The 16,527-nt window shown below is 42.2% G+C and carries 8 protein-coding genes; all 8 read left to right on the forward strand.

What is annotated here, in order from left to right; genetic code table 11:
- A partial coding sequence (locus E1163_RS29425; RefSeq protein WP_185156259.1) for a PAS domain S-box protein occupies nucleotides 1-4,518 on the forward strand: 4,518 nt, incomplete at its 5' end.
- 135 nt (nucleotides 4,519-4,653) lie between these two features.
- On the forward strand, nucleotides 4,654-9,258 hold the full coding sequence (locus E1163_RS29430) for an FG-GAP-like repeat-containing protein (protein ID WP_155177246.1): 4,605 nt from the start codon (nucleotides 4,654-4,656) through the stop codon (nucleotides 9,256-9,258).
- Between the two features lie 171 nt (nucleotides 9,259-9,429).
- Complete coding sequence (locus tag E1163_RS29435; RefSeq protein WP_155177248.1) at nucleotides 9,430-9,864, forward strand: response regulator; 435 nt, start codon at nucleotides 9,430-9,432, stop codon at nucleotides 9,862-9,864.
- A 2-nt stretch (nucleotides 9,865-9,866) separates the two neighbouring features.
- Nucleotides 9,867-10,622: a polysaccharide biosynthesis/export family protein gene (locus tag E1163_RS29440; protein WP_155177250.1), complete on the forward strand. Its 756-nt coding sequence runs from the start codon at nucleotides 9,867-9,869 to the stop codon at nucleotides 10,620-10,622.
- Between the two features lie 4 nt (nucleotides 10,623-10,626).
- Nucleotides 10,627-12,834: a GumC family protein gene (locus tag E1163_RS29445; RefSeq protein WP_155177252.1), complete on the forward strand. Its 2,208-nt coding sequence runs from the start codon at nucleotides 10,627-10,629 to the stop codon at nucleotides 12,832-12,834.
- Nucleotides 12,831-14,066, forward strand: a complete 1,236-nt coding sequence (locus E1163_RS29450; RefSeq protein WP_155177254.1) for a lipopolysaccharide biosynthesis protein — start codon at nucleotides 12,831-12,833, stop codon at nucleotides 14,064-14,066. Before E1163_RS29445 ends, E1163_RS29450 begins: the two co-directional genes overlap by 4 nt.
- Nucleotides 14,057-15,163, forward strand: a complete 1,107-nt coding sequence (locus E1163_RS29455; RefSeq protein ID WP_155177256.1) for a glycosyltransferase family 4 protein — start codon at nucleotides 14,057-14,059, stop codon at nucleotides 15,161-15,163. Before E1163_RS29450 ends, E1163_RS29455 begins: the two co-directional genes overlap by 10 nt.
- A 113-nt stretch (nucleotides 15,164-15,276) precedes the next feature.
- Nucleotides 15,277-16,527 (forward strand): O-antigen ligase family protein, encoded by a 1,251-nt coding sequence (locus tag E1163_RS29460; protein ID WP_246223983.1) that lies wholly within the window; start codon nucleotides 15,277-15,279, stop codon nucleotides 16,525-16,527.

Consider the following 16,527-nt stretch of genomic DNA (forward strand, 5'->3'; position numbering starts at 1 on the left):
AGCGGCGTTTATAAATATCTGGAGTTTAACGCTATTAACCTAAAAGAAAAAAATGGTATAGAAGGTTTATTACTGGACTGTCGAGACATATCTCAAAGAAAATCAAATGAGGAACAACTACTTAAAAACCAGCGCATACTGAAGGGTATTGCCAGCGCCACCGAACAACTCCTAACCAATACTAACCTGGCTGAAGCCATACAAAGTTCCTTAAATATTCTCGGGCAGGCTATTCAGGTAGATCGGTGTTATTTATTTGAAAACAATGCGCATAATACTTCTGGTGAGGGTTTTTCAATTCGCTTTGAATGGGCAAGTAAAAATCTACCTCCGATAATTGAAAATCCTGAATTGCACCATATGTCCATGGAAAAGTTTGGGGATATTCTCTCTGTAATTTCTCAAAACAAACCTTTCCAAGCAGTGGTTTCCGGCATTTCGTCTACCCCATACCTCCAAAGGATTTTAGAGAAACATAAAGTTCAATCCATTCTCATTATTCCTGTTTTTTATGAAAGTACCCTTTGGGGATTTGTTGGTTTTGATGATTGCACCACTGAACGTGAATGGACCTATGATGAGATGCTCTTGCTAGGAAGTTTCAGCAATAACATTACAAGCGCCTTACACAAGGAGAACTACACACTGGAACTACATAACATGGCTCTCTTTGCTCTTGAAAAGCCCGATCCTGTATTCAGAATTGACAGAAAAGGAGTGCTCTTACAAAGAAATAAGCCGGCAGAAGCCATTCAGCAGCCCTTTTTCCAAAATGAGCGAACCAATATGGAGACACTACTTAAAATCATCGCTGATAGCATCGATGAGAACAATGTTATCGAGGAGTTTGAGCTTAAAAACAAAGCTAAAATCTATAGAGTAACCGCAAAACTCTCAGAGAAGCAAAAGCATATCAACGTTTACTTCAATAATATAACCAAACAGAAGCAGGCCGAAATAAAGACAAAAAAATACAATGAACAACTTTCCCTGTTCAAAAACCTTATCAACAACTCTTCCGATGCCGTACAGGTGACCTTTGAGGATGGCTCATTGTTTTATCTCAACGAGATTGCAAGTAAAAGACTGGGAATTCCATCTAATAAAATACGTGGCTATAACATCCGGGATCTGGAGAAATTATATACTCAAGAGCAAGATTGGCACCAATACATTAATGATCTAAAAAAGGTTGAATATCTTACCCTGGAGGGTGAAAATGTAAACCAGGCAAATGGGCAGGTTATTCCTGTGGAGTTTACCATGAAACATATTAAAATAGGCAATACAGGTTATGTAATTATTAATTCACGGGACATAACCGAAAGAAAGTCAAAAGAACATCATTTACGGTTACAGGAAGAAAAGTACAGAAATATAATATCGAATATGCACCTCGGCCTGCTTGAAGTGGACAAAAACGATATTATCCAGTTTTGCAATAAAAGCTTTGAGCAAATTTCCGGATATGAGTTTAGCGAAATCCAAGGCAAGAAAGCATCCTCCATTTTTCTTGGCAGGGAGGGCATTGAATTTATTCAGGAAAAACATAGTCAGCGGATGTTTTCAATAACCGACAGCTATGAAATGCTGGTTAGAAACAAGAGAGGGGAAGCCAGATGGTGGCTAGTAAGCGGTGCCGCCAATTATAATGATAATGGAGAGGTTATAGGCTCAATAGGTATTCATCTGGATATAACCGAGCTAAAAACTACCAAAACAACATTGCAACAAGAGCGCCAGCGCCTTGACTATATTATTAGGGGTACAAATTTGGGCACTTGGGAATGGAATATACAAACGGGTGAAACTATTTTCAACGAACGCTGGGCTGACATTATCGGGTACACACTAGAGGAAATCTCACCAGTTACCATAGAAACCTGGGCAAATTTTGCCCATCCTGAGGATTTAAATAAAAGTAATGCAGCCCTGGAACGCCACTTTAACGGAGAATCTGAATTTTATCAGTTTGAATCCAGGATGAAGCACAAAGACGGACATTGGATCTGGGTACTTGATCGCGGTAAGGTTATTTCCCGGACTTCAGATGGGAAGCCACTCTGGATGTATGGCACGCATCAGGAAATAACTGAAGTAAAAAAGTTGGAAAACCAACTCAAGGTGAATGCCAATAAATTTCAGAGTATCTATGATCTAAGCCCTGTTGGGATTGCCCTTAACGACTATAAAACGGGTGAATTTCTTGAAATAAATGAAGCACTGTACACGGCTACCGGATACACCAAGGAAGAGTTCCTTAATCTTTCGTTTTGGGATATAACTCCAAAGGAATATGAGAAGCATGAAGCTATTCAGTTGAAGAATCTGGAAAAAGCCGGCCGCTACGGGCCGTATGAAAAAGAATATATCCGAAAAGACGGATCTCGGTACGCTGTACTGCTCAACGGAATTGCCTACCGCGACCAAAATGGACAAAAGTTGATATTATCAATCATTCAGAACATAGAAGACAGGAAGAAAAAGGAAGAACAGCTCATCAGGCAACAACAGGCGTTAAAAGCTTTGAACGAAATCAATGCACTTTCAGAAACTGATGTCAAGGAACAGTTGCGCAAAGCCCTGAAATTAGGACTGGATTTCTTGGAGCTTGATATGGCCATTATCAGCAGAATTGACAAGAAGGAAAATACCTACACAATATTGGTGCAGTATACTAGGCAGAACACCCTTACAGACGACATGGTTTTTGAACTGGGTAAAACCTACTGTGACCTTACGCTCACTCAAATGTCTTTGGTAGCTATAAATGAAATGAAAAGTTCAAAATATAGCGGCCATCCCTGCTATGGAGAGTTTAAACTGGAAACTTACATTGGCGTACCAATACAACTTAACAATGAAGTCTTTGGTACCATTAACTTTTCATCTCCTCAAAAGAATAACAGGCCTTTTGAAGAGAGCGAAAAAGAGTTTATTCAACTGCTATCAAGGTGGGTAAATTCCACACTGGAACGTAATGAGTTCATAAATAGCCTGGAACAAGCCAAATCGCAAGCAGAAACGGCGAGTAAGGCTAAAGAGGCATTTTTAACAAATATGAGCCACGAAATACGAACGCCACTTAATGGTATAATAGGTATGATCCGGGAACTTCATAAGGAAGAGTTAACAAAGCATCAGAAAGAATACATTACGAGAGCCAATAAAGCATCACACCATCTTCTTCAGATCATTAACAACATCCTGGATCTTGCTAAGATAGAGTCAGGAGAGCTAAGCCTGGAAACTCGCCACTTTAGCCTGCAGAACCTGCTGGACGATGTATATTCTATTTTAAAATCCCAGGCTGATGAGAAAAATATAAATCTTCAGGTTTCAATTGATGACACTGTTTATAAAGCTCATATTGGCGATGAGGCCCGGCTAAGACAGATTCTGATCAACCTTGCCGGTAATTCTATCAAATTCACTGAAGAGGGTACTGTTTCTGTTAAATGCTTTGCAAATGGTAACGACTTGGTGACTGCCCAAACCTTGCATCTGATCATTGAAGATACAGGCATTGGGATGGATAAAGATTACATAGGTAAATTATTTCTGAAATTCCACCAGGAAGATCCATCTATCTCAAGAAGGTTTGGAGGCACAGGCTTGGGTATGGTCATTACCAAAGAGCTAATAGAACTCATGGGAGGACAGATCATCGTAACCAGCGAAAAAAGTAAGGGTACAATAGTTAACATAACTCTCCGGCTGCCGCTGGGGAATCCTGAAAAAATCAAGAAAGATGACTCTTTGTTTCACCAAATTTCCATCGATCAAATAAAAATACTTTTGGTAGAAGATAATGAAATGAACCGGCTCGTGGTCTCACATGCCCTTGACTCGTTTGATATCGAAATTACCGAAGCTGAAAACGGATTACAGGCTATAGAACTGATTAAAAAACAGAACTTTGATCTGATCTTGATGGACATTCAGATGCCTGTAATGGATGGTATAGAGGCTACCAGAATAATTCGCAATGAATTAAAAATTACAGCACCAATCATTGCCCTTTCCGCAAATGCTTTTAAATCAGAAATAGATGCCTGTAAAGCCATCGGGATGGATGATTATATTACCAAACCTTTCGAAGAAAAAGACTTTCTACAGACTATCGCAAAGTTTAGCAAGGTCAAAGCAAACGGTAGAACATCTGAATCAAAAGAAGCCCAGACTTTATATGATCTTTCCAAACTGAAGAAAATGAGTCGAGGTAAAGACGGGTTCGTTAGCAAAATGATCTCTATTTTTATCGACCTTGTTCCTCCAACCATTAATGGCATCCTGGAAGCCCACCAGAAGCAGGATCTGATCACCATACAGAAAATTGCCCACAGAATGAAGCCGAGTATTGATAACATGGGCATTTACGCTATCAAAGAAGAAATAAGAACACTTGAAAATATAACGAGTGAAACCATTACTACCCGTCAACTGAAGCAGCTCATTTCAAAAGTGACTAATACACTCAAAAACGCTGCCTCTCAAATGAAACAAGAGGTGCAATAATTCCAAAAAATGGAAAATCATTGGGTGAGCCGGAAAACCTTTGTCGGGGATACATACTTAACATACTGAAAACTAAAGCACTACATCATCAGGCATATTGTTTGGTATTAGCAACTCCAAAATAAATGGTACGCTATGAAAAACATAATTCTCTCATGTCTGCTTCTGATTATTGTTGTTGACGTATGGGCCGGTGGCGAGCCCTCAACTTACTTTAATATTTTTGTGCCTCCTAACAACGACCCGGTTCAGCGCAACGTGGCACTCATTGTTACAGCCATTAGCGACAGTACCTATTTTACCATTTCTGACGACAACATGGATGGTGACAGCGATGATAATATTACCGGCTGGCTCATGGCGGGGCAGTCATACATCCTCTACATTAAGGATAATGGCGTAAATGATGATGCCCTGTACGCATCAGGGGGTGAATTGAAAAGTGACGGAGACTACTATACCATTACCGGTAGCGAATTGGTATATGCCTCCATGTCGACTGACAGTGACTGGCAGCATGATTTTGTACCCTCTATAAACAAAAAGTCAGTAGGTGAAAAATTTATTGTTTATGCACCAAAAAATTCCAATTCACCCAGAGACCTCAATGTGTTCGCCTATCATGACAATACCACTATAACTATTTCTAAAATATCACAATCAGCTACCACCACTACAGGTTATACAGATGTGAATATCCATGAAAGGACTATTGTTACTCAGCGCACCTTAAATAGAGGTGAAGATATCATCCATTACTTTCAGGATGGGAGGGACATTATGATCACGGGTGAAACCTACATAATTGAAGCGAACAGCTCTATAAGTGTGCAATACGGCGCGCTATGGAACAATGCCAGAGACGGCGGTGCTTATGTACCCTCTTACAATGGCAGTGCTGCCGGAGAGTTATTCTACTTTGCAGTACCCTACCAATCACAAGGAGAGCAAGAAATTAGAATAGTATCCTGGGATGCCAACAATGACGTTTCGCTGGAACGTTATGACAATGGCTCGTGGGTGAATATGAATAGCTGGAACCTTAGCAGTCTTGCACCGGTAGACTGGGTTGGCAAACAAAACAGTAATGCAACCTACAACACGGTCTTTCGGGTCACCTGCTCAGCCGGAAAGCGTGTTTCTGTATTTGAAGCCAATTGGATGGAAACAGGTTATACCAGTACTTCTGATATGGCAACTATGGTATCTTCGGGCAATGGCACCACATCCGGCACTACATTCCTCACCTACATGCTGCCTCCCGGCAATGAAAGTAATGTCATTAACCCGTTTACAGGGGAAACTTTTAGTGACAGCTATACACATTTCTATCTGTTTGCAGGAAGTAAAAACAGCACCGTAACGATTAAAGATGCGAAAACCAATGGAGAAGTAATAAACAGAACATATAATATAGATGCAAACCGGTATGCTGATGCATTTTTTAGTATTGCCGAATGGCAGAGCATATACAATGGAGACGGGTCTTCCAGCGGCCCGGAGCGACCTTACGTTTTAATTGAAGCATCAACAAATATTGCGGTACTCTCTACCAACTTCAACGACAACTGGATGACCTATTTCGGATCATCTCTGCCTCATGGTTTCAATCAAATCGGGAGCATATCGAGTTCTAGTGCCGCTCCTGGCGATACCATTACGCTTGCTTCCCAACTACAGGTAAGCTCATCAACTATAGAGAATCCTGACGTAGAAATTCGAGTAAGTTCAGGAACCATCCCCTTGGAAAGTATAATCACAAACACCTCAAACAATGAAACCTATGAAGGAAGTATCTCCTATGAAGAAAATGGATCACGGGTTACTTTTGATAGCATACCGAATGTTACCTCACAGGATGCATATCAGGTAGAAACAACTCTTATCATATCAGCCGGCTACAATGATGGAGCTCCTATAGCTAATGAAACCGTAATTACGGTCGAAACAATAGTTACAGGAGAAATAGATGGTCAGCTTCAGCAATCCATACTGTCCCAGGGTATTGAGAACAATTCAGAAGATGCCTCTAACCTCTTCTTTAGTTCCTGCGGTTCAGAAGCAGTGGAGGCTGCATTCACCAATAGCTGGAACGGAGCCTGGGTAGATTATAATAATGACGGGTGGGAAGACTTAATGGCAACAGACAAAGATGAAGATGTCGCCAATTATATATTCCGCAATGATGGCAGCAGCTTTACTTCAATCAGCAACACCATTACAACTGATAAAGCAAAGAGTGCAGCATCTATATGGGCAGACATCAATAATGATGGTTTGGCGGATGTGTTGGTCATAAATGCCACACAAAAGAAAAGCATGCTCTATCTCAACACGGGTACAGGTTTTGCCGAATTGGCAAACTCCGGATTAGATGTTCACCCAACACATTCGCATGGCGCTGCATTTGCAGATTTTAATAACGACGGATTTGTGGATCTTTTGGTCACCAACCTGTTTGAAACAAAGTTTCACCAACTCTACCGGAACAATGGAGACGAAACCTTTACTCCAATCACGAATACATCACTGACTGCTGTTACCGGAAGGGCCATGGCTCCTATACTAGCGGATTATAATAATGACGGACTAACAGATGTATTCATCCCTAACGGTAATGACCAACCCAATGCTTTATTTAAAAATCTGGGAGCATTTCAGTTTGAACAGATTACTTCTGGGAGCATAGTTAATGATAACAGCAACTCGGTTGGAGCCGCATGGGGAGATTATGATAACGATGGATATCAGGACCTGTTTGTGGCCAACGCTTCCGATCAGCACAATGCACTTTACCATAACAATGGCGATGGTACCTTTACCAAAGTAACTCATTCCGTTGTGGTTACTGACAAAGGGCATAGCCATGGGTCCGCATGGGTGGATGTAGATAATGATGCCGATCTCGACCTGTTTGTTACTAATGACCAGGGAGCTAACTTCCTCTACATCAATGATGGAAAAGGTTCATTTACACGTAAGTTGGATGAAATAATAGCATCCAACACCGGTAATGCATACGGCACGGCTTGGGCAGATCAGAACAAGGATGGCTTTCAGGATGCTATTATCTTTACGCATGGCGGGGATAAAAACAGATTATTTTGTAATAACGGAAATGGCAACAACTGGATAAATATTAAGCTCATAGGTACATACAGCAATCGTTCAGCACTTGGAGCACGGGTGGAGGTGAAAGCCAATGATCAATGGCAAACGCGCCAGGTACTACCGGTATCCGGGTTTGGCAGCCAGCATAGTATGAGAGCCCACTTTGGTATAGGTACGGCCGGCTCTGTTGACAGCCTCATCGTGTACTGGCCTTCTGGACACCGGCAAACACTTACTGCTGAACTGGCAGTGAACACGTTTATCACCATAATGGAGGAAGAGGCTAATATACTATACGGCATTACCTTTAATGACGAAAATGGCAATGGTCAAAGGGACCCTGGCGAAAAGGGAATTGGAAACATACCGATTTCAGTCTCACCCCTGGGTACAACTTCTTCCTCCGACCATGACGGCATATTTAGCTTTAACCTGCCGCAAGACGCTTATATTATATCTGCCATGAACGTTAACTACTGGAATGCACCCACATCAGTCATAGCTTCTTTTGATGGAGCTACAGACAGTCTGTTTGTAGAGATCCCGCTTGAAGCACAGGCAGCAGGATTTGACCTGTCGGTAAACCTGGTTACTACAGCATGGAGAAGAGGCTTCCCTAATAGCACTTCTGCCCAGATTGTTAATAAAGGGACTTCTACGGCATATGCTCCTATCCTCTCAATTGGCTACCCGCAGGAAGTATCAGTACTTTCATCTGATCAGCCATATTTAAGCAATGACACCCTGTATACCTGGAGCCTGTCAGACATTGCACCTGGAGAGGTACTCCATGTAGCCATTGAGGACAGCGTTACTTTAAATGCCTATACCGGTCAGTTCCTGACTCTGTCCGGTAATATAGATGCCGACGGAGAAGATCTCAATGTTACCGACAATAGTTATAGCGAAGCGATTGAGGTTGTAGGCGCTATTGACCCAAACGATATCCTCGTAACACCAAGGGGCGAGGGTGACCAACATTATGTTGCCGGAGATGAGTCTTTGACCTACACCGTACGCTTTCAGAATGTAGGTACCTACCACGCCACTTATGTAATTATTGAAAATCAGCTTTCAGCGCTTCTGGATATCCAATCCTTTGAAGTAGTTTCATCCAGCCATGCATACAGCTATGAGTTAAGCCGGGACGGCAGGCTACTTGTTAAGTTCCATCATATCAACCTGCCTTATGCGGAGTTCAGTGAGCAGGAAAGCCAAGGGTATTTCAGGTACCGTATCAAGCCTGCAGGCAATCTAATGGGAGGAGAACGCATTGCGAATAGCGCCGAAATAAGTTTCGACTTTGAGGCACCGATAATAACCAATGAGGTCTACAATACAGTAAAGTATAAAGGTTCCCGCGGCATAAAGGAACTTACCGTATACCCTAATCCTGCCACTGATCGTGTAGAAATAACCGTGGACAGAAGGTATTATGAATTCGATGCTACACCGGCAATAAACTCATATGATATCAAAGATCCTGCGGGAAGAGTCGTAAGGTCGGAGACGCACCTTAATAATTACAAAGTTACTATTTCCCTTAAGAATATCCCGCCGGGCATGTACTTGATACAAGCTCTTGACCATATGAATCACACCTATGTGGCCAGGTTGATCATTAGGTAATATCAGCATTTAACCCTTTAATACAGCCGGTTTCCAAATAATGGAAACCGGCTGTATTTATTGGAACCTATTAATATCTTCAAACAAATAAACTATTGGTTATCAATGAGTTAAATTTTTGGAATCGTTTTGGCCTATTCATCAGTAAGTTTTAGCATCAATTTTTTTATCATGAAAAAGTCAACACAATTCAAACTTTTCGTCGTAGACGATGATCCTTTTTACATCAATCTGTTTGCCTTTCAATTAAGCAAGCTGGGTTATGAAAATGTAACCACCTTTAGCAGCGGAGTTGCATGTCTGGAAAACCTGGATCAAAAGCCTGATGTGGTTTTTCTAGATCACAATATGGACACTTACAGCGGCTATGAAGTGCTCAAGAAAATAAAAAGGTACGACCCGAACATTTATGTAGTGATGATCTCAGCCCAGGAAGAGATTAAAACTGCTGTAGATGCCCTGAAACATGGAGCCTTTGACTACATCCAGAAAGGGGACAATGAGACCAAAAGGATCAAGTCTGTCCTGATCAAAATCCATGAGGTTAAAGAGCTACTGGAACATACCAGGCCCACTATATTCAAAAAGCTTTTTCAGTTTCTATAATCATGCAGTTTAATATCACAAAGATCATTATCGTAGTTACAATTGCGGTTTTCGGATCATGTAAAACTCAGCATTTGCTTATGGAGCCCCGCGCAGAGCGTGATAACTCGCCGGCCGCTTTGGACAGTGTGTTCCTTTTTGACGCAAACTATGAGTACCGCATCCGAAAAGATGATAAAGTAAGTATCAGTGTATGGGGACAAGATGAACTCAGTGTAGGCTCACTGTACGGTATCTATAACTCTAATGAAGTATATGGCAAATGGCTGCTCGTAGATGCCGGAGGAAATATTGAATTGCCAAAACTGGGGACAATGAATGTGTTGAACAAAACAGTGATAGAAGTAAAACAAATTTTAAAGGGAAAGCTTTCAAAGTGGATAGTTAACCCTATTGTTGATGTAAGGGTACTGAACAAGCAAATTACTGTACTGGGCGAAGTCAGAGATCCAAAGGTAATACAAGTAGACAAGGATAATAACACTCTGCTTGAGGTTATAGCCAAATGTAGTGGGTTTGATTCATACGCTAATTTGAAATATGTGAAGATACTCAGACAGGCCGGTGAGGATGTTTATATAGCTAATATTAACCTTACCCGTTCCGGCCAGTACTTTTCCAGAAACATTCAGGTGCATCCCGGTGATATCGTTATTGTACCGTCAAAAAGCCACAAAGAGTTTGACAAGCGGGTGTCAACTATCATTCCATTTACCACTACCATAACCGCAGCAGCCATACTAATGGGTGCACTATAAAACTATGCAAGAAAGCCTCAAAATAATACGACCATACTTCAGGGGACTCCCGCTTATCATAGCGGCGATGGTGAGTGGTTATTTGATAGCGTCCAAATACCTTAATTATGTAACTCCCATGTATGAAAGTACTACCAAGCTGAGGCTAGCCGACCTTAATGAAGGAATATCCAACAGCAATCTTTTCAAAGACTTTGATGTATTTGCCTCGACCAATAAAATCGCTGCGGAAATTGAAGTTCTTAAATCCCAGGTATTGCTAGAAAAGACGGTCAGCAAGTTAGATTTCAGTATAGAAACATACCGTGTGGGTAAAATCCGCTCTGTTGAGCTTTATCACCAGGCTCCCTTCCTGGTCCATGTTTCCGACCTTCCGGAAAGTTGCCTGGACAAAAGTTTTGATCTGAATATAACCGACAAGAAACATTATACACTCACTACACCCGACCGGCAGCTGGTCAGAGGAACGATGGGGGATACACTCAAAACCACCGCCGGATCATTCTACATTCGGTTAAATGACCAGTTGCTACGCGAAAACCCGCATTTGAAAATCATTGACCATTATCAGTTTCAGGTCCTGAGCAAGCAAAAACTGCTGGGACAGATTATGAAAAACCTTGATGTAATGGCGCTGGACAAAGATTTGGCCGTAATCAGAATAAGCTTTAAATCACCTTCTCCCGACAAAGCCTCAACCATGGCTAATAAACTGGCTGAAGTCTATATTCAGGATTATATAGATACCAAACATAAGCTCGCCAATATTACCGTCAACTTTCTGGAAGACCAGATAGAGCTGGTCAATGAAAAGCTGACCAAAGCAGAAAACCAGATACAAGATTTCAGGGACAATAAAGGGATCACCAATATCCGTCAGGAAACGGAAACAGACATGCGAAAGATCTCGCAACTAAAAATCCAGCAAACAAATTTAAAAATGAGCTTAGAAGCCATTCAGGAACTGGAAGCTTATGTAAAGGAAGGAAAAGACCACTTTCTCGACCTGGCACCGAACTTTGAGGCATTTACTGACCTGCTATCCACAGAGATTGTGAAGAAGATCAAAGACCTGCAGGCAGAAAAGCGCGACCTGCTCCTCACCTATACTCCTGAAGACGACCGGGTGAAAGTGATAGACAGTAAAATCAAAGACCTGACCAGCTACCTCATAGAGAGCATCACCAATACCCGAAAAAACCTGGAAGTAAAGTATAACAAGCTAAGCACGGAAATTACAGCTTCTGAGCAGGTTTTTATTGGTGTTCCTGAAAAAGAAAAAAACCTGACCATAATGAAGCGTGAGTTTAACATTTATCAACAGACATACAACTTTCTCAATGAAAAGAAAATAGAAGCTGAAATAGCCCAGGCTGCCAGGATTGCCTTCCATAGGGTAATAACTCCTGCAGAAATATCCAAACAGCCCGTTTCTCCCAACGGGGCGATCATAAAAATCGTGTCGGCAATACTCGGTATGTTTGCTACGGTACTTTTCATATTTGCTGTGCATAAACTGAAAGCCAAAGTGAATGACAAAAGTGCCATAGAGACCAGCTCTCTGATTCCTATAGCCGCACTTACACCAAAACTTAAAGACCGCAATACTGCCGAAGAGCATTTCCAGAAAGTAGCAGCTCAACTGGAGATTAAGGGGCTTATAAGCAAAAAGGACCTTATCTGTCTCAGCTCATTCAGGCCAAAGGAAGGAGCCGTCTTCAACTCACTAAACCTGGCAAGGGCAATATCTTACCAGGAAAGAAAAGTACTGCTTATAGATGTGGCGGATGACCTGAAGCTTGCCACTTTACCGGCTGGTGAAATTCAACAACTTTCAGACCATCTGTATATCACGGGCTTGAATAATGATGACTACAAGCGCTTCTCCAAAGATAAGCTAAAGACCGCCATTGCAAACCTCAATCAGCCATTTGATCTTACGCTAATACTTAATGCGCAGCTGGGCACGCAGATGTCCCTGCTCATGATGGACCTGTCAACCACAAACCTTATTGTGCTCGACTCCCGGTTAACACCGGAAAAAAGGATTATAGAAGCTGACCTGATGAAACAAGAATATGACCTGCCCAATGTGCATTTTTTGCTTAACAGAAATGGCTATACCCCCAGTATTTTCAGTGAAGTCGCCCTTTGTCTTCTGAGGACAGTAAATTTCATAAAAGGCAAAATAAACAAAATTAAACAATCATGATAAACCACCTCCTGAAAAGCAAGAAAACATGGGTTTTGGCAGACCAGGCAGTGTTTAGCGGTACCAGCTTTCTTACCACCATCATGTTGGCACGCACACTGGATGCAATGGCTTTCGGCCTATTTGCCTCAATAGTTGTGTTCATTTATCTGGCCATCAGTATGATCAGTGCACTGATCATTCAGCCTTTTCAGGTGACTTTGAGTGTAGTGCGTCACAGGACCGGTTACTTATCATTTATCTTCTGGGCACAGCTATTAACAGTCATTGCCCTAATAGGCCTTGTATTTATAGCATTTAAGATCAGTACCCCCTTACTAAACAATTACATACAGCTGCAGGTAGAGATCATATGTTTTACCACGGGTTTCATATTTCAGGATTTCTTCCGAAAGCTTCTTCTTGCTCAATCACAGGTGAAAAAGGCTTTTATGTATGACATGCTCACAGCCATGCTTCATATATGCGTTTTAGGGTACGCTCTGGTCTATAAAAGTCCGGGCCTCGGTACATTGCTGCTCCTATTGTCAGCAGGCTACATGCCCACCCTGCTGGCCGTCACTATTAGTATGCGTCCCTTTCCATGCCACTCCCAAAAATGGAAATCATACTTAATTACTCATATTCAACAAGGCAAATGGCTTTTTATGAGTGCACTTGTACAATGGTGGTCAGGTAATCTTTTTGTAGTAGCTTCGGGTATCTTTCTGGGAATTGAAGCCCTGGGAGCTTTCAGGCTTGTGCAATCATTGTTTGGAGTACTCAATGTATTACTTCAGGCTTTCGAAAACTACGCTCTGCCTCAAACTTCGCGATTGCTGACACGATCACCCGAACTTGCAAAGTCATACCTCAGAAGGATCAGCTCCAGGTCTGCTGTTTTCTTCGGAGCACTGCTTGTTCTTATTTTTCTGTTCTCCACTGAGATTATCACGCTGGCCGGAGGTATGCAGTATGCCAGGTTTGCCTATGTGGTGAAAGGGATGGCTATCTTGTACCTGATTATCTTTCTGGGATATCCTACCCGCATGGCCATCAGGGCTATGGTACTCAACAGGCATTTCTTTCTGGGTTATGTTATTTCTCTGATCATAGGGCTTGTATCATTTCAATACCTGCTGGAGCAGTATCAACTAATGGGTGCCCTGGCAGGCCTTATGATGTCTCAGCTCGCATTACTTACTTTTTGGCAACTTATTTTAAGAAAAAACAACTTTTTATTATGGAAATAATTCACCTCATACTAGGAAAAGCTAACCCCGAACGAATGAACGGGGTAAATAAAGTAGTCTATCAACTTGCCACGAGGCAGGCGGCAGCGGGTAAGAAAGTTGCAGTTTGGGGAATCACCAAAAAAACTGATCATAACTACGGCGAACGTATTTTTACAACCGAACTTTTCCAGGCCAGAAGGAACCCTTTCAAAGTAGACAAATCACTTAAAGCTGCTATAAAACAGAAAAAAGACAAGGCGGTATTCCACCTTCATGGTGGATGGATACCCGCCTATGCCCCTTTGTCCGCCTGGTTTCATAAACATCAAATCCCCTTTGTACTCACTCCCCACGGAGCATACAACACTGTAGCCATGCAAAGAAGCCCATGGATGAAGAAACTCTACTTCCGATTCTTTGAAAAAAAATTACTGGATCGGGCACACCGGGTTCATTCTATCGGAGAAAGTGAAGTAGATGGGCTGGAGTCTATTTATCCTAATACCAAATCTTTCCTTTTGCCTTATGGTTTTGTTGCACCTGATTCACCTCAAAAGCCCAAAACTGATGATGAGTTCATTATCGGGTTTGTGGGCCGGCTTGATATCTATACCAAAGGACTTGACCTAATCATAGATGCTTTCGCTGAATTTCAGCAAAAGAACCGTCAGGCAAAGTTATGGATAGTTGGCGACAGTAACGAAAAGGAGGTGCTCGTGAAAATGATAGACAGGAAAAACCTAAAGCATGTAACACTTTGGGGGAGCAAATATGGCAATGACAAAGACGAGTTGATGCGACAAATGCATGTATTTGTGCACCCCTCCCGCAATGAAGGCCTTCCTTCCGCAGTGCTTGAGGCATGTAGCATGGGTATACCCGCCATCGTATCAAGAGCCACCAATGTAGGAAATTATATTACCAGCTTCAAATCAGGATATTGTATTAATAATGAAAATCCCGCGGCCCTTACTGATGCCTTGCAAAAACTGTATTATAAGCAGCAGGCAGGGCAAATCAGTAGTTTATCCGCCAATGCCAGGGCTATGGTGCGCGAAGTATTTGACTGGAATACGCTTGTTGAAAAATTTGACACACTATATAGGCTAGCATGATTGCCCGGGCAATAAATACTGACCATAGGAGATTTTTAGTAAGAACAGACTGGTACTTACTAGTCCTGCTCTTTTTGATGATCGCCTGTTTTTTTACCTGGAGTGAAAATGTGATGATCACTCGGGCAATCAAGGTGGTCGGCCGGATGGGAGTGTTACTTGGCTCCTACATCATGTATCGTCGCATAATTCAATATGGAGCTGTTGATGCGCTGACAGGTCAGAATTTGCTGGCCCCGGTGCTGTATGGAGGTTATCTTTTGTTGGGTTTTGCTTCATTCATGTGGAGTACCAATGTCGGCTACAGTGCGCTTCAGTGGTTCATGACTTCTCAAACACTAGTCTTCTGTTATTTTTTCATCAAAAGTCTCTATTTGCTTGACGAGTACTTCCCCGGACACCCCACACGCCTTTATAACCTGCTGGGCAACTCCTCATTTGCCTTATTGCTCATATTTGTTATAGGAATGTGGACCGCTCCCGATGTTTTCTTTCGTATGACCCATGGTGGAGAAGAGGCACGGCTTGGTGGATACTTAATGAACCCCAATGAACTGGGCATGCTGGCAGGTATAGGAGTCGCCGGCCTGCTCTTTGACCTTAAAAGGGATCATAAAAGAGGGTGGACCATATTTAAGCTGATCATACTTTTTTATGCGCTCTATGCTACAGGTTCAAGATCTTCGCTTATTGGTGCTTTGCTTATTATCGGGTTCCATGTCAGGCAATCTTCCAATAAAAAGCTTAAAGCACTTATTTTTGCAGGCATGCTCCTTGTCACCCCCGTAGCAGTGCATAAGGTGATCTTAAAAGATGGAGATACCAGTCGGCTGGAAGAGATCATGAGCATGACAGGTCGTCTCCCCTTCTGGAAAGCCCTGATCAATGAAGGCCTGCCTAGGGAGCCCCTGCTTGGCTTCGGCTTTATGAGGATCGACTACAAAGAGTATTTTCAAAGCGCCCACACTTACCCGGGTAAAATGACCCATAATACCTTTATGCAAGTGCTCATGAACCTGGGATTTGTAGGCATAACCATCGTCACCTTCCAGATGATTTTCACCTTCAGAGGTATATTCAGAGAAAATGAAGAGAAAAAGCTAATGCTCCTGAGCTTGCTGATCCCTCTCATTATCAATTCACTTACTGAATTCGGGATTTTTGGGGAATCCAATTACGGCATACTCTTCTATCAGTTGGTCATCGTTTATATCTGCTTTAAAAGAGGCCCTGCACTCACACCGAAGCAGAGGATACATTTAATGAAAAGGCGGCCTGAACTACACCTTACCGCCGGTACGGATTCCACTCAAATGACGGCTATTCCATATTCTGGAAATATTAATATAGTCAAAACCCAATAA

Source organism: Fulvivirga kasyanovii, from assembly GCF_009711405.1.
GTDB classification, from domain to species: Bacteria; Bacteroidota; Bacteroidia; order Cytophagales; family Cyclobacteriaceae; genus Fulvivirga; species Fulvivirga kasyanovii.

Excerpts from the sequence above, each read along its gene's own strand:
- E1163_RS29440 (WP_155177250.1), top strand. The coding sequence starts at position 9,867 with ATGCAGTTTAATATCACAAAGATCATTATCGTAGTTACAATTGCGGTT.
- E1163_RS29450 (WP_155177254.1), top strand. The coding sequence starts at position 12,831 with ATGATAAACCACCTCCTGAAAAGCAAGAAAACATGGGTTTTGGCAGAC.
- E1163_RS29435 (WP_155177248.1), top strand. The coding sequence starts at position 9,430 with ATGAAAAAGTCAACACAATTCAAACTTTTCGTCGTAGACGATGATCCT.
- E1163_RS29430 (WP_155177246.1), top strand. The coding sequence starts at position 4,654 with ATGAAAAACATAATTCTCTCATGTCTGCTTCTGATTATTGTTGTTGAC.
- E1163_RS29445 (WP_155177252.1), top strand. The coding sequence starts at position 10,627 with ATGCAAGAAAGCCTCAAAATAATACGACCATACTTCAGGGGACTCCCG.
- E1163_RS29460 (WP_246223983.1), top strand. The coding sequence starts at position 15,277 with ATGATCACTCGGGCAATCAAGGTGGTCGGCCGGATGGGAGTGTTACTT.
- E1163_RS29455 (WP_155177256.1), top strand. The coding sequence starts at position 14,057 with ATGGAAATAATTCACCTCATACTAGGAAAAGCTAACCCCGAACGAATG.